16 protein-coding genes and 1 tRNA gene are annotated in these 24,014 nt (G+C 44.8%); 13 read left to right on the top strand and 4 right to left on the bottom strand.

All coding sequences use genetic code 11. From position 1 onward, the window contains the following. Positions 1-73 precede the first annotated feature (73 nt). The 9 genes from mnmE (at position 74) to BUR09_RS13250 (ending at position 9,412) form a co-directional block, all read left to right on the top strand. Complete coding sequence (gene mnmE, locus BUR09_RS13290) at positions 74-1,450, top strand: tRNA uridine-5-carboxymethylaminomethyl(34) synthesis GTPase MnmE (RefSeq protein ID WP_074217428.1); 1,377 nt, start codon at positions 74-76, stop codon at positions 1,448-1,450. Between the two features lie 261 nt (positions 1,451-1,711). Further along, positions 1,712-2,377 (top strand): 4Fe-4S binding protein, encoded by a 666-nt coding sequence (locus BUR09_RS13285; RefSeq protein WP_074217427.1) that lies wholly within the window; start codon positions 1,712-1,714, stop codon positions 2,375-2,377. A 3-nt stretch (positions 2,378-2,380) separates the two neighbouring features. Beyond that, positions 2,381-3,763 carry a 4Fe-4S binding protein gene (locus tag BUR09_RS13280; RefSeq protein WP_084539484.1) on the top strand — a complete coding sequence of 461 codons (1,383 nt, stop codon included), beginning with the start codon at positions 2,381-2,383 and terminating at the stop codon, positions 3,761-3,763. Between the two features lie 76 nt (positions 3,764-3,839). Continuing rightward, positions 3,840-4,457: a 3'-5' exonuclease gene (locus tag BUR09_RS13275; RefSeq protein ID WP_074217588.1), complete on the top strand. Its 618-nt coding sequence runs from the start codon at positions 3,840-3,842 to the stop codon at positions 4,455-4,457. A 194-nt stretch (positions 4,458-4,651) separates the two neighbouring features. Beyond that, positions 4,652-5,338 carry a response regulator gene (locus BUR09_RS13270; RefSeq protein ID WP_074217426.1) on the top strand — a complete coding sequence of 229 codons (687 nt, stop codon included), beginning with the start codon at positions 4,652-4,654 and terminating at the stop codon, positions 5,336-5,338. A gap of 53 nt (positions 5,339-5,391) precedes the next feature. Beyond that, a complete protein-coding gene (gene pstB / locus BUR09_RS13265) occupies positions 5,392-6,141 on the top strand; it encodes a phosphate ABC transporter ATP-binding protein PstB (RefSeq protein ID WP_074217425.1) in 750 nt (249 codons plus the stop codon). A gap of 56 nt (positions 6,142-6,197) precedes the next feature. Further along, positions 6,198-6,857 (top strand): phosphate signaling complex protein PhoU, encoded by a 660-nt coding sequence (gene phoU / locus BUR09_RS13260; RefSeq protein WP_074217424.1) that lies wholly within the window; start codon positions 6,198-6,200, stop codon positions 6,855-6,857. 711 nt (positions 6,858-7,568) lie between these two features. Next, positions 7,569-8,771 (top strand): dicarboxylate/amino acid:cation symporter, encoded by a 1,203-nt coding sequence (locus BUR09_RS13255; protein WP_074217423.1) that lies wholly within the window; start codon positions 7,569-7,571, stop codon positions 8,769-8,771. Between the two features lie 173 nt (positions 8,772-8,944). Continuing rightward, entirely contained in the window at positions 8,945-9,412 is a 468-nt protein-coding gene (locus tag BUR09_RS13250; RefSeq protein ID WP_074217422.1) for a YybH family protein, read from the top strand. A gap of 331 nt (positions 9,413-9,743) precedes the next feature. On the opposite strand, the gene alaS is transcribed toward BUR09_RS13250, so the two are convergent. Both alaS and recA read right to left on the bottom strand, forming a co-directional pair. Next, entirely contained in the window at positions 9,744-12,389 is a 2,646-nt protein-coding gene (gene alaS / locus BUR09_RS13245; protein WP_074217421.1) for an alanine--tRNA ligase, read from the bottom strand. Positions 12,390-12,489: 100 nt separating this feature from the next. After that, the gene (gene recA / locus BUR09_RS13240) at positions 12,490-13,569 is read right to left on the bottom strand and encodes a recombinase RecA (RefSeq protein WP_074217420.1); all 1,080 of its coding nucleotides are present in this window, start codon (positions 13,567-13,569) and stop codon (positions 12,490-12,492) included. 230 nt (positions 13,570-13,799) lie between these two features. On the opposite strand from recA, the gene BUR09_RS13235 reads away from it, so the two are divergent. From BUR09_RS13235 to treS, 3 genes are all read left to right on the top strand, one after another. After that, complete coding sequence (locus tag BUR09_RS13235) at positions 13,800-14,879, top strand: adenine nucleotide alpha hydrolase family protein (protein WP_074217419.1); 1,080 nt, start codon at positions 13,800-13,802, stop codon at positions 14,877-14,879. A 574-nt stretch (positions 14,880-15,453) separates the two neighbouring features. Then, positions 15,454-16,815, top strand: a complete 1,362-nt coding sequence (locus BUR09_RS13230) for a sodium-dependent transporter (RefSeq protein ID WP_074217418.1) — start codon at positions 15,454-15,456, stop codon at positions 16,813-16,815. Positions 16,816-17,178: 363 nt separating this feature from the next. Continuing rightward, a complete protein-coding gene (gene treS / locus BUR09_RS13225; protein ID WP_074217417.1) occupies positions 17,179-20,508 on the top strand; it encodes a maltose alpha-D-glucosyltransferase in 3,330 nt (1,109 codons plus the stop codon). 160 nt (positions 20,509-20,668) lie between these two features. Here the strand turns inward: treS and BUR09_RS13220 are convergent, their stop codons facing one another. Continuing rightward, on the bottom strand, positions 20,669-21,031 hold the full coding sequence (locus BUR09_RS13220) for a molybdenum cofactor biosynthesis protein MoaE (RefSeq protein WP_074217416.1): 363 nt from the start codon (positions 21,029-21,031) through the stop codon (positions 20,669-20,671). A 33-nt stretch (positions 21,032-21,064) separates the two neighbouring features. On the opposite strand from BUR09_RS13220, the gene BUR09_RS13215 reads away from it, so the two are divergent. Further along, the gene (locus tag BUR09_RS13215; protein WP_074217415.1) at positions 21,065-23,677 is read left to right on the top strand and encodes a tetratricopeptide repeat protein; all 2,613 of its coding nucleotides are present in this window, start codon (positions 21,065-21,067) and stop codon (positions 23,675-23,677) included. Positions 23,678-23,919: 242 nt separating this feature from the next. Here the strand turns inward: BUR09_RS13215 and BUR09_RS13210 are convergent. Further along, a tRNA-Gly gene (locus BUR09_RS13210) sits at positions 23,920-23,994 on the bottom strand. Positions 23,995-24,014 lie beyond the last annotated feature (20 nt).

Here is a 24,014-nt window from a genome sequence, read left to right as displayed (position 1 = left end):
GTATTAAAAAAGAGGAGCCCTCGGCTCCTCTTTTTTGTGTTACTCTTTATGAAAAAATTTTTAGGACACAGTCATGACCCAGAACGATACAATTGCAGCAATCGCCACAGCAATGGGGCAGGGTGGTATTGGCATCATTCGCATTAGCGGTGATAATGCCGGTACTATTCTGCGCAAACTGTTCCGCTCTTCCAGCAAAAGTTTTACAGACTTTCGTCCTTGGGTGCTTCATCACGGGCATATATTAGATGCAAAGGGCGAAGATCTGGATGACGTACTGGTTGTGCATATGCCGGGTACAAAAACATTCACCGGTGAAGAGTGTGCAGAGATCCACTGCCACGGTGGACCGGCGATTTTAAGCAGTGTGCTTGAGGCAGTTTTTTCCTTAGGTGCGCGTCCGGCAGATAGTGGTGAATTTTCAAAGCGTGCTTTTCTGAACGGTCGTATGGACTTAACTCAGGTTGAAGCTATTGCGGAAATGATTGCAGCTCCGGCTCGTGAAGGTGTTCGTCTTGCACAGGCTAAGCTTGATGGTCTGTTAGGAAAGCGTATTGCTGAACTTCGTACCCGCCTCGAACTTGTTCGTATGAAGCTGTGTGTAGCAGTGGATTTTCCTGAAGAAGATCTTGAATGTCTCGACCCGCAGGAATTTACTGACGATATTGCGTCCGTTATGGAAGCAATTCGAACCTTGCTTGGTAACTTTGACCGTGCACGTTGTTGGCGTGATGGTGCTCTTGTAGTACTCGCTGGTCAGGTTAATGCTGGTAAATCCAGCCTTATGAACGGACTGCTGGGTCGTAAACGAGCGATTGTTACTGATATTCCGGGTACCACTCGAGATTTTCTGGAAGAGCATCTTACCTTCGACGGGCTGCCAATTCGACTGGTGGATACCGCAGGCCTTCGTGAGACAGGTGACATCGTAGAGCAGGAAGGTGTTCGCTTGAGTCGTGACCTTGCGTCACAGGCTGACCTAGTGTTGCTTGTTGTTGATGCTACCCGTGGACTTGGTCAGCATGAGCGTGAGCTTATTGCTTCTGTCGGTGCAGAAAAAGTTCTTCTTGTGTGGAACAAAGTTGATTTAGTTGAAGAAGCACAGGCTATTGATTCCGCAGGTTGTGATTTGGTGCAGATTTCTGCCAAATTGGGCGACGGGCTGGATAAGCTAGCTGATGCTATTCGTTCCAATATCCTCTTGCGTAGCGGGGAGGCTAAGGAGCCTGAAGCAGGCGATCTTGTTCCAAACCTGCGCCAGAGCCATGCCCTTGAGCAGGCTGCTACTGAGCTTGAGGGGCTTCTTGATGACCTTGCTATGCAGGTTCCTTATGATCTACTTGGTGTGCGTCTTGAAACAGCGTGTTCTATTTTGTCTGAAATTACAGGCGAAACAACACCGAATGAAATCCTGAACAAAATCTTCGAGAGTTTCTGCATCGGTAAGTAGTATGACGTGCTTGAGAACTGCTTGCTATCAGGATATGTTCTTAATAAGCACTTGTAAAACCGGAATCGGCACAAGAGTGTGATGTATGTCACAGTAATCTTGTGCCGTTTTTTTATGATTATTCAACTGCTTCAACCTAATACATAGGTATCTTGCGGTAGTGATACGGTCTGGAAGTCGTAAAAACTACCTGATCCAATGTGTGCTGCTGTATGAGTGGAGTGTTAAGTTGGGCAGTTTTTTTATCTGTATGGAGTTTGTATGTCTAAACCAGCTGTAGAATCTGTTGAAATTACTTCTTGTCGCGGTATCTCCGGTGGAAACTGTCGTTTTGCCATGAACGCTGACAGCTCTTTTCCTGCTGCCATTAAAGACGTTGTAGAGCAGACAGGGTGGGATAACTTTTTGCGCACTCAGATTCGAGGACCGTTGCTACACCATCATACTTTTAAAATTTCTGTTGCAGCATGCCCTAATGGTTGTTCACGTCCGCATATTGCTGATATCGGGATTATACGTGCAAAGCAGCCGGAACTTGTTCCAAATACATGCTCTCACTGCGGTCTCTGTGGGCGTATCTGTCCGGACAAGGCGATCTCCTTTGATAACGGTGAGCCTGTTTTTGATTTTGAACAGTGTATGACGTGTGGCATGTGCATGGAAAAGTGTCCGGAACGAGCAATCCATGCTGTTGAGGACGGGTATAGAGTTGTGTTGGGCGGTAAGCTTGGAAGGCATCCACGCCTTGCTTCTGAACTAGGTGGTATCTTTTGTGAAGAGCAGGTTCTTGCAATTGTTGCAGAGTCTCTCTTTTACTACATGGAACAATATCGGCCAAAACTTCGCTTCGGTACTCTTGTTGAAGAAAATTATGATTCGCTGATGCAGCGGTTGGAACTGGCGAAGGCCGTTCGCTGCAAAGGATAAAACATGACGAAATTGCAGAAGATGTGTGATTCGGCAGCTGATGCTTCAAGTGAAGCGTCTTCTGTTTCTCCGATGCGGGCAGGTTGGCTTACTGTGCCTATAGTGGGCTTGCTTGTTCTAGCTGCACATTTTTTGCGGTTTGGCGATATGTGGCTTGCCGTGGCAATTGTCGCCACGGCTGGCTTGTGTCTTACTCGGTTAGGATGGGCACGACTGGTTTGCTCTGTCGCACTGTTTGTGGGGTCATTTTTATGGGTAAAAACAGGGATAGACTTCGTTCAGATTAGAATGGCAGTAGGGCAACCGTGGATGCGTCTTGCGGTTATTATGGCCAGTATTTGTGCTTTTAGTTTGCTTGGGGCATGGCTTCTTAGCACAGAAAAAGCTGCTGCGAGGTTTTATAAGGGGAGTGCGATTGCCATAAGTCAGGCGGCTGTATTTGTTCTCACCTGCGGTGGACTATGGCTCTGCCGTATTATGCCCAAGAACATGACATTGCTTCTTGCTGACCGTTTTTTGCCGGGCAGCGGGGCTGTAGAGATTTTTGGTATCGCCGTGTATGCAGCATGGCTGTGCGGGCTTCTTTTGAATAAAAAAACACAACGCAAAGCCCGCTCTTATGCTTGGGCATTTTTCTCCTTTGTGTTTTTTGGGCAGCTTGCACTCGGCTTGCTTGGATTTATGGTATTTCTGATGACAGGTTCGTTGCATCTTCCCGTACCGGCTCTCATTGTAGCAGGGCCATTATTCAGGGGCAGCGGCTTTTTTATGCTGATTCTTTTTACTGTCTCCGTGCTGCTGGTCGGTCCCGCATGGTGTAGTCACTTGTGTTACATCGGCGCATGGGATGACAGAATGGGGCGTGTACGCAAAGGAAAAACAGGGTGTTTGCCTGTTTGGGCCCCTAGACTTCGTATAGTTCTTGCTGTGATTGTTTTTGCTACAGCATTGGGCATGGGGCTTTCCGGTGTCTCTGTGATTGTTGCTGTGTGGCTTGCGGCAATATTGGGGCTGATTGGCGTTGCTAGTATGCTCTGCTTGAGCCGTCGCATGAAGATGATGGTACATTGCAGCGCATTTTGCCCGCTCGGTGTCATGTCGAATCTGTTAGGGAAAATTAGTCCGTGGCGTTTGCGTTTTTCCGATGCATGTACAAAGTGTAATGCTTGCGCTTCCGTATGCCGGTATAATGCCATTACGCCGGAAAGATTGGAGCTAGGAAAGCCGGCATTTTCTTGTTCGCTTTGTCGTGACTGTACTGCAGTCTGCAGACATGGAGCAGCCGAGGTACGCTTCCTTGGCATTACTTCCCCCAAACTTACCAATTTATTTGTAGTTCTTGTTACATCATTGCATGCAATTTTCTTAGGAGTAGCGCGAATGTAGGATGTGCGTTGCATGTAGTCAAAGGACTTTACTAGAACAGTATGGTTATGTATTCTTGTAGCCCACGTAAATGACTATGATGTATGATCCAGAACTATATAAGCGCAAAATTACTAAAGAAGAGATAAACGCGCTGCCTTTACGACGATATGATGGTGACATCTGTCTTATTCGAACAGAAGGTGAACTGCAGTATGCAGTTAACCGTATGAGAGAGGAGGACTTGCTCGGTTTTGATACCGAAACAAGGCCAACTTTCCGGAAAGGCAAAATAAATCTTCCTTCTTTGGTACAATTAGCGTGCTCGGATGTTGTCTTCCTCATCCAATTGAACTGGGTACCGTTTTGTGAACCTCTTATTTCGTTACTTGCCGACGATACTATTCTTAAAACCGGAGTAGCCGTCAGAGACGACATTAAAGATTTGCAGAAGCTGTCTTCGTTCAAAGACAAGGGTGTGGTGGACTTGGGAGAGATCGCCCGTCATATAGGTCTTGAAACTCATGGATTGCGTAATTTAGCCGCAAATCTTTTGGATTTCAGGATCTCAAAGGGAGCACAATGCTCCAACTGGGCGAACAAGGAGCTGACACATCAACAGATAGTCTATGCAGCTACTGATGCTTGGGTTAGCCGTCTTATTCACATTAGAATGGAAGAGACCGGTCTTATGGCTGGCATTTCCTTTGATTAATGCACTGCTTTTTCAGCAATGCAAAAAAGGTCGGAATCGTTTGATTCCGACCTTTTTTGTTTTTTTGAAACAAAAAATGTATGATAGCGCACCATTGTTCATAAATAATACACTTTGTCATATTGATGTAACCATGTCTCCATTAGGCTGTCATCAATTACTGATGTAACCGTCATGCGAGTCGGAGGAAACAGATGGCTAATACTATTTTGCTTGTAGAAGATGATGAGGATATCAGACAACTGCTCACATTCACGTTTGAAGCAGCAGGGTTTAATGTCATTACCCGTTCTGATGGTCAGGAAGGGCTTGATACCGCAATGGCAGAGCTTCCTGATGTTGTGATTCTGGATATTATGCTTCCGTCTATGAGTGGGCTGGATATCTGCAAGGTACTCAAGCGTAATGCTGAGACTGAGTCGATTCCGGTTATTATGCTTACCGCCCGTGGTGAAGAAGTGGATCGTGTTGTCGGTCTGGAGCTTGGTGCTGACGACTATGTTGTAAAGCCTTTCAGTCCGCGTGAATTGGTATTGCGTGTGCGCGCTGTACTCAAACGTAATGCACCAGTAGAGCCTGTTACAAAAGCAGCTAGTCTTCAAATGGATGGTCTTGTTGTTGATATGGACGCTTATAAAGTTCTTATCGACGGTGAAGAAGTGTTGTTAACAGCAACAGAATTTAAACTACTCGTAGAGCTACTTAAGAATAAAGGTCGAGTACGAACCCGAGATCAGTTGTTGAACACCGTATGGGGATATGAGTTTGAAGGCTACGCCCGTACTGTGGACACACATGTACGTCGATTGCGCCAAAAAATTGGAGACTACGCAAATTACATCGAAACCATGCGTGGTGTCGGATATAGATTTAAGGAATAGATTCCAGCTGCAGAGACAGCCGGATGATTGTAGCAATGGTGGAGTAAATCAATATGAAAATGTATGCTAGGGGGCTGAATTTCTACTACGGAGATTTTCAGGCATTGGAAGATATTAATCTTGAATTTGCGCAGAATCAGGTGACCGCGCTTATTGGCCCTTCAGGTTGTGGTAAGTCAACCTTTTTGCGTTGTCTGAACCGCATGAACGATCTTATTCCTGTGGCGCGAGTTGAAGGGGAGATTGTTCTTGATGGTACTAATATCTATACCCCCAAACTGGATGTCGTAGAGCTACGCCGTCGTGTGGGAATGGTTTTTCAGAAGCCGAATCCGTTTCCGAAAACTATTTTTGAAAATGTTGCATATGGCTTGCGCGTAAATGGCATTAAGGATGCTTCTTACCTTGCTGCAAAAGTAGAGGAAAGCCTTAAACACGCTGCACTTTGGGACGAAGTAAAAGATCGTCTTGATACCTCTGCTCTGGGGCTTTCCGGTGGACAGCAGCAGCGTCTTTGTATTGCTCGTGCATTGGCGGTTGAGCCGGAAGTGCTTCTTATGGATGAGCCAGCATCTGCGCTTGATCCAATTGCTACGCAGAAAATTGAAGAGCTTATTTTTGAGCTTAAAAAGAACTACACCATCATTATTGTTACTCACAGCATGCAGCAGGCAGCACGTGTTTCTGATAATACTGCCTTTTTCTACATGGGCAAACTTATTGAACATGGTGATACGGAAGTACTGTTTACAAGACCTGCGCAGAAGCAGACAGAAGATTACATAACTGGCAGATTCGGTTAGCCGCTCCGGTTACCACAACAATCTTGATTAGTTGTTAACGTTTTTGGAGAAAAGATATGGAGACGCATTTTCACGCAAAGCTTGATGATCTGCGCGCTAAATTACTTGAGATGGCGGCACGGGCTCAGAATGCGATTGAGTATGCCACTACTGCACTTTTACAGCGTGATGTAGAACTCGCAGAGCGTGTAATTAAAGAAGACAGATTTATTGATGAGATTGAATGCGATATTGATGAAATGTCTTTGCGCCTTTTAGCTTTGGATACCCCTGTTGCGATTGATTTACGTTCGATTGTTGGGATAATGCGCGTGGCTGTGAACCTTGAGCGGATTGGGGATCAGGCTGTAAACATTGCACGTCAGGCCAAGTATCTGTCCTCAAGACCGGAATTGCCATTCAAAGAGAACATGGAAGAACTATGTTCCGTTGCATTGGACATGTTACGGACCTCAATAGTGGCTTTTCGTGAGGGGGATTCTTTGCTTGCCCGAGAGGTTTGCCGTATGGACCAAGAGTGTGATGATTTGGATGTAGAAGTGATCAAGGAACTGGTTAGCTATATGGGGTACGAGTCTCCGGCTGTTAAACGTGCTGTGGCTGCAATTCTAACCTCCCGTAGTTTGGAAAGAGTTGGTGACCTTGCTACAAATATTGGCGAAGCGGTTGTTTTCATAGTTGAAGGTGAGAGCATAAAGCATAAAATTTGTAGCTAGCAAGATATCTTGCAGTACAGCATTACCTGTCTTGTGTAGTAGGGTGGAGAGTTATTTTTTTAAAAAAAATCTGATGAAATAATCAGAGAATATTCATAAATAGACTGAAAAAATTATTACTGTTGTAAATTTTACATATATGAAAAAAATCTCCTCATGTTGAAAAAAGCCTCTGCATAAAAAAAATGTGCAGAGGTTTTTCCTCTATTATACAGATAATAAAACTTTTTTTTATGCAAAAGAAAAAAACTTTGTGTAACGAAAATGTAAAAAAATGAATTTTACTATGATAATCAAACTAAAAAGAAGTGTTTAACGATTTTTGCATATGTCTACAATAGTAGGTGGTTAGCTTTATTTGACGAAAAAGCAAAGGTGCGATATTCACCCTAAGCTTTTAGCGTTAGCACCGTAATTTTTTGTCTACTTTAAGTCACGAGCGGCAGTCATGAGTCTGCCTTTTTTGTTGCTTGGATAGCAGTATATAAGGAGAATTTTGAATAACAGTCTATTTAATAGCGTTATTCAAAAAACACCTGAGCGAGTGTGTAAAGCATTTAGGTGTGTAAAAGCCGGTGTGCGACGTGCAGGCTGCGTTATCAGAGAGGAGAACGTGGCGTGTGTTGCCAGATGTCGTTGTAAATCCGGTGCTGCTGTTTTGAAAAAATTTTGTTTGATGTTGCTGCATCGGCAAGCAAAGGAGAGCTGTTAATGAAGTTGTGGACTAAAATCCTCATCGGTATGATTGTAGGTGTAGTTGTTGGTGCGTTTGTACCGGCAGTGGTACCATACGTTTCCCCTGTAGGGACTTTGTTTATTAATGCAATCAAAATGTTGATCGTTCCATTGGTGTTTGCATCCCTCGTGACTGGTATGACCAGCATGGACGATGTGAAAAAACTTGGTCGTATCAGTTTTAAGACCATCAGCATTTACCTCACCACTACCGTGATTGCGATTTCTATCGGCCTCATTATTGGTGAACTCCTCCAGCCTGGCGCAGGCATGAACCTTGCCGCTGCCGGTGAGCAGGTTACTAAAGAAGCGCCATCCCTTGCTAATACTTTGACCGGACTTATTCCTAAGAATCCGATTGACGCAATGGTGAAAGGCAACATCTTGCAGATTATTGTGTTTGCAATCTTCGTTGGTCTTTCCATCAACTTTGCAGGCGAAAAAGGTGCTCCTGTTAAGAGCTTCTTCGAATCTCTCGCAGAAGTAATGTACTCTATGACTTCAATTGTTATGGCGTGTGCTCCTTATGGTGTTGCTGCTCTTATCGCAAAAGTTGTTGCTCAGTACGGTCTGGATGCGCTTTTGCCACTCGCAAAAATCATCTGTGCCATGTACCTTGGTGCAATTGTACACATCTTCTTCACTTACGGTAGCTACGTAACTACCATCGGTCGTCTGAACCCAGTGAAGTTCTTCCGCGGCATCGTTGATGCCCAGATGGTAGCATTCTCTACTTCATCCAGTGCTGGTACTCTTCCTGCGACAATTCGTTGTACTGAAAAGAACCTCGGCGTTTCTCCTTCCATCTCCAGCTTCGTGCTTCCGCTTGGTGCAACCATCAACATGGACGGCACAGCAATTTATCAGGGTGTATGTGCGTTATTTATTGCTCAGGCATACAACATTGATCTTACTCTTGGTAATATTGTGACTATCATGCTGACCGGTACTCTTGCTTCCATCGGTACTGCCGGTGTTCCGGGTGCAGGTCTTATCATGCTTTCCCTGATTCTTTCTTCTGTAGGTCTTCCTATGGAAGGTATTGCGCTCATCGCTGGTATTGACCGTGTTCTTGATATGGCACGTACCACCGTTAACATTTCCGGTGACGCAATGACTGCAGTTCTCGTATCTCGCACTGAGAATGAGCTTAACGAAGAAGTGTACAACGCATCTTAGTATCTTTTCATTCTTAAAGTAAAAAGGCTCGCAGCAAACGCTGCGAGCCTTTTTTGGTTGTGATGCATGATAAGCCGTATGAAATAATTGCACGTAAGTTCGGATAGTACCAGTGTGTATTATTGAATGAAAGCTCAAGCTAGCTACGCGTAATAATTGAGTATGGAGAATGTATGAAAAATCTAGTTGGCCTCCTTATGGTATGTATGCTCCTACCAGCAGGTGCCTTTGCAGAAGAACCTGTGATTCCCCTAGAGAAAATTACAGATCCGGACATGGCGCATGCATTGTTCGTCAAGGCGATGAATGAAAAAAATATTGATCAGCTCTGTGCTATGTATACTGATGATGCAGTAATGGTGCTGCGAGATGGAAAACTTGAAGTGAGTGGTCCGAGTCGTATCAGAAGAGTTTTTTCCATAATGGTTGACATGGTGGAATCACTTGATATTGAGACCGTATATCAGGTTGAAGCAGAGAATACTGTTTTGTTCAGATCAAAATATCGTTCTGTGTACGTTACGCCTGATGGAGAGAGAGAAGAGGTGGTCAGTAGCGGTGTCGAAGTGCTGGAAAAGCAGGAAGACGGGACATGGTTATTTACTATTGATCACCAGAACGGCGGAGCAAATGTTTTGTAAATAAGCCGACTGGCACAACACATACTGAAAAACGGGCTCGAAATACTTTCAAGCCCGTTTTTCATTGGTTAGATTTTGAATGATGCAGCATTTGCCTGTTTTTCCTGAGATGAGATAATGAAGCAGAAAGCTATTTGTAGAGATATTAGGAGATTTCTGTTGCTTGTAACACTGGGATGTAACTGATTGTCGATATGCAAAGAATCATAGTCGTAAGCCTAAGAAGAATTGTCCGATGATTGAGTTATGTCCGATGATGTATGTTGCAGTACGCAATAAAAAAATCCCATGCACTTTCGTGCATGGGATTGTCGTTGGTATATTAGGCTGATTAGCCTTTTATGAGGGTTTTAAGCTTGTCGAATGCAGCGTTGATACCATTTGGATTGTTACCGCCAGCCTGAGCCATATCAGGTCGACCGCCGCCTTTACCGCCTACTTCAGCTGCAATTTGACCGATGAGCTGACCAGCTTTGAACTTCTCATTGAGGTCTTTAGTAACAGCCACGAGCAGGGTTACTTTGCCTTCAGCATCTGCACTAGCAAGACATGCGATACCGGAACCAAGTTTGGAGCGGATGTCATCCATGATGTCACGCAGTGCTTTTACGTTAGGAACGTCCACACGTGCTGCGAGGACTTTTACGCCATCAACGTCGGTAACGTTGGACATAAGGTCGCCACCCTGACTGGAAGCCGCTTTTGCTGCGAGTTTTTCCATTTCTTTACGCAGGGAGCGGTTTTCCTGTTGTAGGCCTTTAACGCGGTTAGCAACATCACCTGGCTTGCCTTTTACAAGACCTGCAATGTCCTGCAGCTCTTCACGGTTGCCAAGGGAGAGGTTGAGTGCGTTAAAGCCGGTTGTTGCTTCAATACGACGGATGCCAGCAGCAACGCCGCTGTCAGACAGTACAAAGAAGGACCCAGCCTGACCGGTAGCAGAAAGGTGAGTACCACCACAAAGTTCAACAGAATTGTCGCCGATAGCAACAACACGTACTTTGTCTTCGTATTTTTCGCCGAAGAGTGCCATAGCACCTTTTTCAACTGCTTTGTCGTAGTCCATCTCCGCAACATCAAGAGGGATGTTTGCCATAATCGCTGTGTTTACATCCAGTTCAATCGCTTTGATTTCTTCTGGAGTAAGAGCGGAAATGTGGGTGAAGTCGAAACGCAGACGATCTGGGGTTACCAGAGAACCGGACTGTTTTACATGATCACCCAGCACGCGGCGGAGTGCAGCGTGGAGCAAGTGAGTACAGGTGTGGTTACGTGCAGCAGCAAGGCGAAGTTCTTCGCTTACCTGCATGTTCACTTCCTGTTCGTTGCGGATGGTGCCTTCAGCAACTTCGATATGATGTACGGTAAGCTCTGCATTAGGCTTCAGAGTATCGAGTACGGTAGCTTTACCGGAGTCCGCAGATATTTCACCATGGTCACCGGACTGACCGCCGGATTCACCGTAGAATGGAGTTTTGCTGGTAACAAGGTAGCCTTTTTGGCCAGCAATAAGAGATTCTACAGTTTCTGCGTCCTCATTCATGAGTACAGCAATACGGCTGTCAGTGCCGAGGTTGGTGTAGCCTACGAACTCGCAACGCAGACCTTCTTCAAGGAGGGACTGGAAACGAGCTGCAAGGGTGTCACCAGCTGCGCCTTTCCAAGCAGCCTTAGCACGCTGTTTCTGCTGTGCCATGAATGCATTGAAGCCTTCTTCATCAACAGCGATGCCGCGCTTTTCAGCGATGTCGTTGATGATGTCGATAGGGAAGCCGTAAGTGTCGTACAGTTTAAATACGGTTTCGCCTTTGAGTTCTTTTTTCGCGGTGTTTTCAACAGCAAGGATTTCGTCTTCCAGAAGAGCAAGACCTTTATCCAGAGTTTTGTTGAAGCCTTCTTCTTCCATGATCACAACACGATCCATGAACTCTGCGTTTTCGCGAAGTTCTGGGTACTGGTCACCCATTACTTCAACAACTTTTGCTACAGATTTGTGGATGTAGCAGCCGGAAAGCCCCATCAGGCGACCAAAACGGTACGCACGGCGGATGAGGCGGCGCAGAACATATCCGCGGCCTTCGTTGGAAGGAAGGATGCCGTCGCTGATCATGAATGCGATAGCGCGGCTGTGGTCAGCAATAACGCGGAGAGCTGTATCCACGTCATCACCGTCTTTCTTGTAGGTCACGCCTGCAAGGTTCGCAGTAAAGTTGATGAACTCGAGGAAAAGGTCTGTGTCGTAGTTGGAGTACACGCCCTGACAAACCGCAGCAATACGCTCAAGGCCCATGCCGGTATCGATGTTTGGTTTAGGCAGAGGAGTTCGGATGCCCTGTTCGTCCTGATTGAACTGCATGAACACGAGGTTCCAGATCTCAAGGAAGCGGTCACAGTCACATTTGCCGATACCGCAGTCAGGGCCACAGGTCATGTGTTCACCCTGGTCGATATGGATTTCAGTACACGGACCGCAAGGGCCGGTGTCCCCCATAGACCAGAAGTTGTCCTTTTCGCCGAGACGGAAAATTCTGTCTTCAGGAACGCCAGCTTCTGTCATCCAGAGTTCTTTAGCTTCGTCATCATCGCTGTAGATGGTGATGTAGAGTTTCTCTTTTGGAAGCTTGAGTTCTTCAGTGATGAACTCCCATGCGTAACGGATTGCATCTTTTTTGAAGTAATCGCCAAAGCTGAAGTTACCGAGCATTTCAAAGAAGGTGTGGTGGCGTGCTGTACGGCCTACGTTTTCAAGGTCGTTGTGTTTGCCGCCTACGCGCAGGCACTTCTGGGAAGAGGTGGCTCGCACATACGCTCGTTTTTCCTGACCGAGGAAGGTTTTTTTAAACTGAACCATGCCTGCGTTAGTGAAGAGCAGAGTAGGGTCGTCGGCAGGAATGAGGCCTGAAGAAGGCACGATTTCATGTCCTCTGTCCTCGAAGAATTTGAGAAACTTCTCTCGAATTTCGTTTGCGGTCATCACAGCGTTGTCTCCCTTGGAAAAACATTAACGGCTTATTGTTATAAGAAACGCCGCCCTGAAAACAGGGCGGCGTACTTTATCTCGAATATGAGAAGCGGTGCTATTTTTTGGAAGATTTTTTAGGATCAGCAGCTTCTTCAGGCTTTGCTTCCTCAGTTCCTTCCTCAATTACGCCCAGATGTGTAAGTAATTTCTTTTCAATCTGGTCTCTGATCGCGTCGTTCTCGTTCAAGAAAGCTCGAACGTTTTCCTTACCCTGACCTAATCGTTCAGAGCCATACGCGTACCAGGCACCACTTTTATCTACTATGCCGTGTTCTACACCAAGATCAAGCAATTCGCCAGTACGGGATATGCCTGTTCCGTATAAAATATCGAATAAAGCCTCACGGAACGGTGGTGCAACTTTGTTTTTTACGATTTTTGCGCGTGTGCGGTTACCGAATACTTCATCTTTGTCTTTAAGAGATTGAATACGGCGTACGTCAATACGGATAGAAGAGTAGAATTTAAGTGCGTTACCACCAGTAGTGGTTTCAGGGTTACCATAGCCCATTGTGCCGATCTTCATACGGATCTGGTTGATGAAGATAACACTTACGTTGGATTTATGAATGGTACCGGTAAGTTTACGCAGGGCGTGAGACATGAGGCGAGCCTGACTGCCTACCTGTGTTTCACCCATGTTACCTTCAAGTTCAGACTGCGGGATAAGGGCAGCAACGGAGTCGATAACAATAATATCAACAGCACCGGAACGTACGAGCATGTCGGCAATATCAAGTGCCTGTTCGCCGTAATCCGGCTGAGAAATAAGCAGAGCTTCAGTGTCTACACCAAGACGACGTGCATATGTAGGGTCAAGCGCATGCTCAGCATCGATAAATGCAGCTGTTCCGCCCTGTTTCTGACACTGTGCAATGGCGTGCAGTGCAAGGGTGGTTTTACCGGAAGATTCAGGACCGTAAATTTCAGTAACACGACCTTTAGGGATGCCGCCAATACCCAGTGCAAGGTCAAGTGTAATAGAGCCGGTAGGAATAACAGGGATAGCGACGTGTGCATCGTCATTCAGCTTCATTACGGAACCCTGTCCGTATTTACGCTGAATAGTGCTCATTGCTGTTTTAAGAGCCTCACGACGCATGTCATCCGGACTCATTGCGGATTTAGTAGCCATTTTTTTAATCTCCGTGCGGAAAGTGTTGTTTTGGGAGCGCTCATCGTGAATAGCAAATCGCTGAGTCAGGGGCAATCTCCAAAAGGTGCAACGCAGGTTATGTACATTGTACAGTTAAATAGTATCATAAAAATAAACGTCCGAAAATCTTTATTCATAAAATCAGGGGAATAGAGATTGCGGGTAAAACGGGTCTTGCTTTTATATGCAATGAGCCTTATTTGCCCTGCATGGAAAAGGTAACGAAGCAATATGATGCCGTGGCATTACTGTCCGGTGGACTGGATTCTCTGCTCGCTGTTAAGGTAATACAGGATCAGGGGCTTAGGGTAAAAGGGTTGCACTTTGTAACCCCATTTTTTGGTAAACCGCACATGGTGCGCCGCTGGGAAAAATTGTACGGCATGGAAATCGACGCTGTTGATGTGTCTGAAGAATATGTTCGTATGATGGTTGAGCGCCCTGTCCACGGGTTTGGTAAAACCCTGAACCCATGTGTTGACTGTAAGATATTGATGCTCAGAAAAGCACATGAGCTTATGGGCAAATACGGCGCTAAGTTTATTATTTCCGGTGAGGTCATCGGGCAGCGCCCTATGTCGCAGCGCAGAGACACCCTTAATGTTATTAAGCGTGATGCAGACGTGCAGTCCGTACTGCTTCGTCCTTTATGTGCTCTGTGTCAGGATCCGACCCCTATGGAAGAGTCTGGCCTTGTACAACGTGATAAACTGCTCGGCTTGTACGGTCGTGGACGTAAAGAGCAGCTTAGACTTGCTGAGCATTACGGGTTTACAGAAATTCCTTCACCTGGTGGGGGCTGTAAGCTTACAGAACGTGAGAACGGTCGTCGTTACTGGCCTGTACTTAAATACTCACCAAAACCATCCGTTGCAGACTTTAAACTGTCGAACATTGGTCGTCAGTACTGGTCTGGCAAACATTGGATGGCTGTTGGACGTAACCAGATGGATAATGAGTCACTCCTTAAGGTTAAAAAGGATAGTGACCTCGTGTTTAAAGTCGTGGATTATCCGGGACCAATATCTATCGGTCGTCAGTTTGAAGGTGAACCGTGGTCTGAAGAAGTTATTGCAGATGCAGCGGCATGGGCAGCTTCTTATTCCCCGAAAGCAAAAAAAGCTGGCGTTCCAGTAAAAGTGAGTGTAGTAACTGTAAGTAAGGACAACGAAGAAGAATGTATCCTTACTGTTACTCCTTCGAGAGAAACACCAATGGGCTGGGCTGAATGGCTTTGGCCTGATGCAAAAGAAGAAATACGCGAAGAGGCACGTGCCCGCGCGAATTAATAGAATTTCCTGGATGATTCGTCAGCCTTTGATACGTAGGCAGAATCAATACTATTACATGCAGGCACCTTGCCGTTGTCACCAAAGGGGATTGAGTTGCTCCTGACGGCGGCTGCCATATCCTTTTAAAAAAAGGATTTTGCAAGGTCTCATCGGTAACGGTCAATCCGGGGTATTGTTAGAGAGCTCTTTCACAGACGTGAAAGGGCTCTTTTTTTTTGTCTCGTGTGTGAAATTAGAAAAATACTGCAAAATATAGTTCATTGGTTTTTCATTTTTGTGCAAAGAATAAAAGTAATGGGAGAAAGATTTGCTTTCAGTGATCATTTTAGAATTTTAATAGTGGTGTTACTTGGTTATTATGGAGTGATTGCTTTATGTGATAATAAAAAGCACTAACTAACAGTTATCATTCATTGAAAAAACAGAACGTATTTCTTTTTTTACTGAGCAATGCGGTGGGGTATGACAAATTGGAATGGCTAATGTGACCAAAAAGACTTGAATGCATCGCCGTTGCGAACTACAACGGGGACGACAAATAACAAAACTGTAAAACTCGTTGAGGTGGAAAATGACGTCTCCTGTGAACAATCGTGAAGGGTTCGCCACTGCTCTTGGTGTACTCACCGCGACTTTGGGCTCAGCAGTTGGGCTTGGTAACATCTGGAAATTCCCGTACATGACAGGTGAAGGCGGTGGTGCTGCTTTCCTTATCGTATATTTGCTTGCCACTCTTGTAGTTGGCCTTCCTGTAATGATTGGCGAAATTATGCTTGGTCGTAAGGCTCGTCAAAATGCAATTGGTACCTGGTACAAAGTTGCTCCGGGTTCTCCTTGGTTTCTCGTAGGTTGCGGTGGTGTTCTGGCTGCATTCTGCATCATGGCTTTCTACTCAGACGTAGCAGGCTGGGTTTTTTCTTACGTAATAAAAGCTGCTTCCGGTCAGCTTCTTGGTCTTGATAAGTCAGTTGGGGAAGCTGCATTCGGGTCCATGGTATCTGACCCAACAGCTTCTCTTGTTTGGCAGTGGTTTGTTCTTGCTCTTGTTGCACTTATTCTTATCGCAGGTGTTTCTAAGGGTATTGAAAAAACAACCAAAATTCTTATGCCGGTTTTGTTCTTTATGCTGTGTGCAATCTGTGTACGTTCCCTTATGCTTCCAAAAGCTAGCGAAGGTCTTGCGTTCCTGTTTGCTCCAGATTTCTCCAAAATTACAATCGAAGTAGTACTTAATGCAATGGGGCTTGCATTCTTCAAGCTTTCTTTGGGTATGGGTACTATGATGACCTATGGTAGTTACTTCCTTGATGAAGCGGATATTCCAAAAACTACCATGCGTGTAATGCTCGCCGACCTTACCGTATCCATGCTTGCTGGTATTGCTATCTTCCCGGCAGTATTTAACTACGGTCTGGAGCCGACAGCTGGACCTGGTCTGCTCTTTATGACTATGCCTGCTGTATTTAGCGCACTTCCAGCTGGTCAGCTTTTTATGACACTGTTCTTCGTACTCACTTCCGTAGCAACCATCGGCGCTATGTGTTCCCTGTTCGAGGTTCCTGTAGCGTTTCTTGTTGAAACTGTTCCGTCCTTCTCCCGTAAGACAGCGACTATTATCGTTGCTATCGGTATTGGATTGTGTGGTGCTCCGGCTACCTTGTCTTTCAGTGTTCTTTCTGATGTGACTATTTTTGGTAAAAACTTCTTTGATATGTATGACTTCCTAAGTTCTAACATTCTCCTTCCTTCCGGCGGCGCGTTTATCTGTCTGTTCGTAGGTTGGGTATGGGGCTGGGAACGTTCCAAAGAATGTCTTACTAACGGTGGCGCTCTTGCTAACGAAGGTGTTCTGAAAATTTGGTTCATGCTCGTTAAGTACGTGACACCAATCCTCGTGTTCATCGTGCTTCTTAAAGGTCTTGGTGCATTCTAAGTCGTAGAGTGTTCTTGAGAGCCTGCTGCGGCTTAAGAACCTTTTGATTGTGAGGCAAGCCCGTTGCATTAGTAATAAGCGGCTTATGTTTCAATATCTTTCGTGAATTAAAAAGGCTGTCCTTTGCATAAGGACAGCCTTTTTTGTTATTTAGTTAATAATATAAGTTGATGGAGTGAATGTTCTTTGGGGGCAAGGACAGGGAGAGAGAGCCTTTTTAAAAGGGGGCTCGTAACTGCTTCAAGCAACTGTTGTAGGCATAATAGTATTCAGAAACACTTTAGGTAAAATAATCACATTACATCCAAGGTGACTCCTTGGTATGGTGAGACGACTATTTTCTCTTAACGTGCAGGAAGTCCTATGCCGAAAAGAAAAGTTTCCGATGCTAACAACCCCACATGGTATAAAGATGCAATCATTTATGAGTTGCATATTAAATCGTTTAACGACTCTACAGGGAGCGGTAAAGGCGATATCCAAGGGGTAATTGAAAAGCTTGATTACTTGCAGGACCTTGGGGTTACGGCTGTTTGGTTGTTGCCTTTTTTCCCTTCACCATTGCGTGACGATGGGTATGACATTCAGGATTACATGAATGTAAACCCTGAATACGGGACGATTCAAGATTTTAAAAAGCTCATTCGTGAGGCGCATAAACGTGACTTGCGGATTATCATTGAGCTGGTTCTTAATCATACTTCAGATCAGCATGAATGGTTCAAGCGTGCTCGGAAGGCTCCGGCTGGGTCTGCTCATAGAGATTTTTATGTATGGAGCGATACGCAGGATAAATATCGGGATGCCCGAATAATCTTTAAGGATTTCGAACCATCCAACTGGAGTTGGGATCCTGAAGCCAAAGCATATTACTGGCATCGTTTTTACCATCATCAGCCAGATTTGAACTACGAGAACCCACAGGTGCATAAGGCCCTATTCAAGGTGTTTGATTTCTGGTTCAAGATGGGGGTGGATGGCGTGCGTTTGGACGCAGTTCCGTATCTTTATGAAGAGGAAGGAACTAACTGCGAGAATTTACCAAGGACTTTTGAGTTTTTGAAGAAGCTTCGTGCTCGCCTTGATGAAAGATACAAAGACCGCATGTTGCTTGCAGAGGCTAACCAATGGCCGGAAGACGCTGCAGAATATTTTGGAGATGGTGATGCATGCCATATGTCATTCCATTTTCCGTTGATGCCACGCATGTTCATGGCTCTTGAGATGGAGGACAGATATCCAATCCTTGATATCCTAGAACAGACACCGTCTATCCCTGAAACTGCTCAGTGGGCTATTTTCCTGCGTAACCATGATGAACTGACACTTGAAATGGTAACTGATGAAGAACGGGATTACATGTACAGGATGTATGCCCGTGACCCGAAGAGTCGGATTAATTTGGGAATTCGTCGCAGGCTTGCTCCGTTGCTGGGGAATGACAGACGTAAGATAGAGCTGATGAATGTTCTGCTGTTTTCTATGCCTGGAACACCTGTTTTGTATTACGGTGATGAGATAGCTATGGGGGACAACTACTATCTAGGCGACCGTGACGGTGTTCGCACTCCAATGCAATGGAGCGCGGACAGAAATGCCGGTTTTTCCCGATCAAATCCACAGAGTTTGTATCTACCTGTTATTATTGATCCAGAGTATCATTACGAAGCTATTAATGTTGAGACGGCACAGAGTAACAGGTCCTCTTTATTTTGGTGGATGAAAGGGATGATTGCCATGCGTAAAATGTACCCTGCATTTGCGCGAGGGGATGTTTCGTTTCTTATGCCGGATAACCATAAGGTGTTGGCATTTATTCGAAGTTACAAGGATGAACATATATTAATTGTATGCAACTTATCACGGTTTCCACAGGCCGCTTCATTAGTTCTGTCAGGTTTTGAAGGGTGTGAGCCAATTGAGCTGATGTCACACACAAGATTCCCTATGGTACGAACCGCCGCCTATGATCTGACACTTAACCCGCATGGGTATTACATGTTTAAGCTGCACCGAAATATTGCAGAAGAAGTGGCGCGCTCAGAAGTTGTTCCTGTAGTTACCTCTTCTACAACTGTAAATATGTTCGATGCTGATTTCAGAAGTGGGGTTGAGAGTGTTCTTCCATCGTATTTCATACGTCGCAACAGACTCTTGTCGTCCACTGCAATTTTACGCGAAATTAATATCTTAGAAGCATTGCCGTTTGGTCGTGAAACACAACAGTGTTGGCTTCTTGTTGTTGCTGTGCGCTATATGCAGCAACCGACAGAGCTTTATTCGTTGTTTGTCAGTCGGGTGGAAGGGGAAGCCGCAACTGATATTGCAACAGCACGCAGACCTGAGCTTATCTGTACGATAGAGGGGGACAGCAAGCCTGCGGTATTGATCGAAGGCTTTGTGGAAGGTTGGAGTTGCGAATCGTTTATCAATCTATATAAGCAGGTGAAGTCCATTTCCGGTAGACATGGCGTGTTTACCGTTCTGCAGGATAGGCGCAGGCTTCCTATGCTTCGTCCGTGTTTTGGTTGGTGGAAAGAGAATCCGGAATCCAGTGCTGTTATCTGTGGTAATGATTTGTTTTTCCGGATGTATCGCAGGCTTAGTGACGGCATTAATCCAGATGCAGAAATGATGGAACACTTGTCGGTGAGATGTGGTTATCCGAATGTGCCGCAATATTTTGGTGCCTTAAAGTATATTTGCAGCAAGGGAGACGAGCATTATGTGGGATCATTCACCGAGTATATTCATTGTGAGTCTGATGTAAGACAGATGGTCGTCGATAGTGTGACACGTTTCTATGAGGGACGTCTTGCTAGTGATAAAGCTATTGAAAAAGCACCGGAAGAGTTTGATGCAGATATCTTTGAGATTGCCTTTGAGCGCCTAGACTTGAATTCTACTGAGGTATTGACTGAAGCAGATGTGACCTTTTTTACTCTGCTAGGAAAAAGGCTGGGTGAAATGCATCTGGCACTGTCTAGACGAGGTGCACGTAAAGATTTTGCTCCAGAGCCTTATTCAAAATTGTACGCCCGTTCTGTGTATCAAAGTGTGCAAAGTGTGATGAAGCGCACGATGGATAAACTTCATCAAAATCGAGGGAAATTGCACAGTAGTGTGATTCCATACGTTGATATGGTACTGGGGCGAAGGAAGCAACTACTTAAGAATGCAAAACAATTTTTAGACTATCAGTACGATTGCCATAAAATTAGAGTGCATGGAAATTTATACCTCCGGAGAATATTCTATACAGGTAAAGATTTTCTTTTCGTCAATTTTGAAGGGTATAAGTATCGTTCGTTTACGGCTCGAAGGTTAAAGGACAGCGGCTTACGCGATATTGTTGATCTGCTGGATTCACTTCAGATTACAGCCTTAAGAGTATTGCGTCATTCTTCGTTTATTCGTCATGAAGACAAGGATATGCTCGAGATATGGGCAGAAGTGTGGCGCAGGAATGCAGGTGGAGTATTGTTGCGTAGTTACGCTGACACTGTGGAAGGAAGTGACCTGTTGCCAAAGGATCCGGAAGCATTCAGATGTATGTTGGATGTCTTTTGTATACAAAAAAAGTTCATTGACTTGAGGCACTTTGAAGCAATGGATAATGCGGAACTTGAGGTTGTGCTACGGAGTATCCTCAATATTCATTGTCCGCAATCAGCAAGTGTTTGTGAACGATAGTGTTTTAATAAAAAAGAGCCTGCATAATGTATGCAGGCTCTTTTTTATTGGAATAAATATTGCAAATTTTAATTATTAAGCGGCGGTTAGGAAAAAAGCGCCATGCTTAGAATGGAATTAATCTGAATCTAGTGAAAAGTGGAAATATGCCGATTAGTATTTAGGCAAAAATTTCTTCTTTGGTAACTGCTTCAGATTTGATTCTATCAAGCAGTTCCGCAAGAGTTGCTTTTACGTTTTCACGAATGTCGCCTGCAACAATAAGGTACATTACATCATCGCCGGGCTTAAAGTCGCCTTCGTATGCTTCGGTAATAATGCGGTAAATGCCTTCGTTCTGTTCAAGCTCTTTGCGAATACTTTCAATTTTATCGTAATCATGGCGGACGCGAATTGCTTTAACTTCTTGTCGGTCTTTGCGAGACCAACCGCGTACAGTGCCATTGTGAATAAGTGTCATGCCGACGTTTTCGGCAAAACCTGGGTCTTTTTTCAGTTCAGCCAGAGTTCTGGTAATGTCCATAAGTCCTCCCAAAAGTAATGGTGAAAGGTAGATATGCCTCATTTATCAAACTTGCTCAACAAACTTCCTATGTTTCAAGAATCCCGCATGGTGGCTACAGGCTACGGCATGTGGATTTGCTGGAATGGCGAACTTAATCCTGCAGTAGTGCAGACATTGCAGGATTACGGTGGATTACAGGTAGAAGTTGATAGAGATCAAGCGTTGTGGTTCTTCTTTAGTTCAGATGTATTTTTGGCTGCTGCCAGACTGAGTGTGTGGGCTAAGTTTAACTCATTGCAGTTGTACGCTCAGTTGCTTCCGGCAAAATTATTATTCAGCCCAAAACGTGAAAAATCGTTTTCAGTAGAACCGGCAATTATGGCGCAGTCCGTAATTGTTTCAGATAGTTGCCAGATTTTTGTGCATCCGAAGTGTCGCAATGATGGCAGGGGGATTCCGGGACTGACATTTAAGCCGGAAAGCTCTCGTTCCGGTTTAGCGCCTGTTGAGTGGACATCGCTGATGGTTGACCCAAGGCTTCCATACCAGTCGTCGCTGGGGTGGTATGGTGTAATCAAGCCGCTTGGTAATTCCATGGAGAAGAATTTTCTTGAAAATTGGAGAATTTATTCCAGTGAAATAAAGAACCTTTTTGAACAGTTAAAGATTAAATTTATTGTTCAGGATAGTTACTTAGTCTTCCAGTTGGAGAACTTACAGATGCTCCGCCAATGGACGCGCGAGCATTTGATGTTGGTGGAGAGGATTAAAGCGACAAAACGAGAGCTGTATTGGCCTGCAGTCGTGGCAGTGACTAACAAACGCGGGTTGAACTTTACTCCTGACTTGCCGAAAAAAATGGCGTTGGACTGGAACCAACTGGTCCCTGATTTTCCACATATGAGTTATCGTTCCGGTTACCTGCTTGGAAGTTCTTTTGAAGTTCATGACGTGAACTTCTCTTTAGACGCAAGCAGTGTTGATGACTGGTGTAAGGTAACTCTTACGGTGAATCATTCTCAAGAAAGTGGCATTTTGCCTGTACAAATTTCCAAGCGCCTTATTGCAGGAAGTAATGATCATTGTTTTTACTGCGGTATGCGTTCGCATTCATCGCATAAGTGTCCGACAAAAGCCTTGTCCAAGCTCACTCCTAAGGTATGGCATGAACTTTCCAGATTAAATTTTGAAGAGTTCAACAAAGCCTTTGAGACGATTGATGCAAAATTAGGCAAGGACGATATTGAGGCGTTGAAAGAAATTCAGACCTCAAAAGGGCATGAAGGAATTTTGCTGAACGCAGTGTATGGTGTGAATCAGATTTCTCAGCTGCGTATGATGCAGCATATGTGGGTTTGTCGGGGCAAAGACTTTGATAAAGGGCTGAAGGAAGTTGTGCCGCGTGACAATAACCCTGTCTGGAGTACGCTTGGATATTTGCTTTCAGGTGATTTGCTAGTAGCTGACAAGGAACTTTCAAACTTGTCAATACGTGCTCCGCGTGATGCAAGACCACGTATGCTGGCAGGATTTGTTGCCATGGAGCGTGGTGACAATCACAAGGCTATGATGATGTGGAAAGAAGCAGAGATTCTTTCCACCACTATGATGAAGCAAGCATACTGCGTATTCTTGCAGGCAAGATTGCTTGAATATACGGCTCAATACCAGCAGGCATCTGATTTATATAGTCGAGTGTTGCGGATGTGTCCTACTATGCAGGATGCGCAGTATCGTAAGTCAGTATGCCAGGTTAAGATCGGTTTTGCAGAACAAGCCATGTCTTCGCTTATCGAACTGGTTCAAAAAACACCTCAATACTTTAACCGTGTACTTATTGATCCTGAGATGGAGCGTGGTCACATTCAGGTTTTATCCGCTTTGCATTCTCCGTGGATAGAGGCCGAGAGTCAGGTGGAAAAGGCCCTTGAACAGTTGGAAGACCTGAAGAAAGAAGTACATGAATGGTTCGATGAGGGAAGCCCGTTCTTTGCAAAAAGCATGAAGCGGATTGAACGGATGACCGCTGCGAGTGATATTAAAAATTACGTGTCATTTATGCTTATTCTGCATGGCTGTAAAAATCTTGCGAAAGATTTGGACAGGTATGTCACAAAAGAAGCAAGTGCGTTGAAGAAAAAATTTCAAGATCACAGAGAGCGCTTGCATTATATTCGCGAAGAGGCTGCTTGGTTCCCGTTCCCGAGGGCGCTTGTTGAATTTAATAAAAACTATAATGTGTGTGCTGCAAATATTAAATGGGCGCTCAAAACACATTTTCAGGTAGCTGATATATTCAAAAAAGCGCAGTCTGTTGCTGAGACAGAGGAAAAGCGTCTTGAAAAACTAGAAAAGCGTTTAAAGTTTTTAAAAGTAGTGCGCGATTCCACATTGTTTATGCTCATTATGGCGCGAACCTTCTTCTGGGTTGAAGTTGCCTTTATGTGCATTGTTGTTGTGGCGCTTCCTTTATCTATGTTTTACGGAGAACAGTCGGGCATGGAGTGGGCAACTGGACTATTATTTAAAGAAAAATGGGATATTCAGAAGCAGCTGATTTTAGGGTTCTCCATTTTTGCAATAATAGTCTCGTGTTTCCGAACGGTCATTGTGTTCGATAAAGTTCGTGAAAAATATTTTAACAAGGCGCGTGGCGTTGCGTAATGCAATGAGCAATCTAGTACAATAAGTAAGAAATCCCCTGCACAGAGTTTGTGCAGGGGATTTTTTTGTTATGTATGTCTTTCTTATTCTAAAAATGTTGTGAACTGATGACGTAGATAAAAGAACATAGTCTAGTATGAAAGAAAAAGATCAGCAAAGTGAGGGCATGCCGTAATAGTGTTGTGATAGGTGGATGATAGACACAAAAAAAGCCAGTTCAATGAACTGGCTTAGAATGCTTTTGGAGCGGGAAACGAGATTTGAACTCGCGACTCCAACCTTGGCAAGGTTGTACTCTACCACTGAGTTATTCCCGCTCTTGAGTGGAGGCGACATC

This window comes from Halodesulfovibrio marinisediminis DSM 17456 (assembly GCF_900129975.1).
Classification (GTDB): Bacteria; Desulfobacterota; Desulfovibrionia; order Desulfovibrionales; family Desulfovibrionaceae; genus Halodesulfovibrio; species Halodesulfovibrio marinisediminis.
Note: the sequence above shows the minus strand (reverse complement) of the source record. Positions and strands in the feature narration are given on the sequence as shown.

Excerpts from the sequence above, each read along its gene's own strand:
- mnmE (WP_074217428.1), top strand. The coding sequence starts at position 74 with ATGACCCAGAACGATACAATTGCAGCAATCGCCACAGCAATGGGGCAG.
- BUR09_RS13285 (WP_074217427.1), top strand. The coding sequence starts at position 1,712 with ATGTCTAAACCAGCTGTAGAATCTGTTGAAATTACTTCTTGTCGCGGT.
- BUR09_RS13280 (WP_084539484.1), top strand. The coding sequence starts at position 2,381 with ATGACGAAATTGCAGAAGATGTGTGATTCGGCAGCTGATGCTTCAAGT.
- BUR09_RS13275 (WP_074217588.1), top strand. The coding sequence starts at position 3,840 with ATGATGTATGATCCAGAACTATATAAGCGCAAAATTACTAAAGAAGAG.
- BUR09_RS13270 (WP_074217426.1), top strand. The coding sequence starts at position 4,652 with ATGGCTAATACTATTTTGCTTGTAGAAGATGATGAGGATATCAGACAA.
- pstB (WP_074217425.1), top strand. The coding sequence starts at position 5,392 with ATGAAAATGTATGCTAGGGGGCTGAATTTCTACTACGGAGATTTTCAG.
- phoU (WP_074217424.1), top strand. The coding sequence starts at position 6,198 with ATGGAGACGCATTTTCACGCAAAGCTTGATGATCTGCGCGCTAAATTA.
- BUR09_RS13255 (WP_074217423.1), top strand. The coding sequence starts at position 7,569 with ATGAAGTTGTGGACTAAAATCCTCATCGGTATGATTGTAGGTGTAGTT.
- BUR09_RS13250 (WP_074217422.1), top strand. The coding sequence starts at position 8,945 with ATGAAAAATCTAGTTGGCCTCCTTATGGTATGTATGCTCCTACCAGCA.
- recA (WP_074217420.1), bottom strand. The coding sequence starts at position 13,569 with ATGGCTACTAAATCCGCAATGAGTCCGGATGACATGCGTCGTGAGGCT.
- BUR09_RS13235 (WP_074217419.1), top strand. The coding sequence starts at position 13,800 with ATGGAAAAGGTAACGAAGCAATATGATGCCGTGGCATTACTGTCCGGT.
- BUR09_RS13230 (WP_074217418.1), top strand. The coding sequence starts at position 15,454 with ATGACGTCTCCTGTGAACAATCGTGAAGGGTTCGCCACTGCTCTTGGT.
- treS (WP_074217417.1), top strand. The coding sequence starts at position 17,179 with ATGCCGAAAAGAAAAGTTTCCGATGCTAACAACCCCACATGGTATAAA.
- BUR09_RS13220 (WP_074217416.1), bottom strand. The coding sequence starts at position 21,031 with ATGGACATTACCAGAACTCTGGCTGAACTGAAAAAAGACCCAGGTTTT.
- BUR09_RS13215 (WP_074217415.1), top strand. The coding sequence starts at position 21,065 with ATGCCTCATTTATCAAACTTGCTCAACAAACTTCCTATGTTTCAAGAA.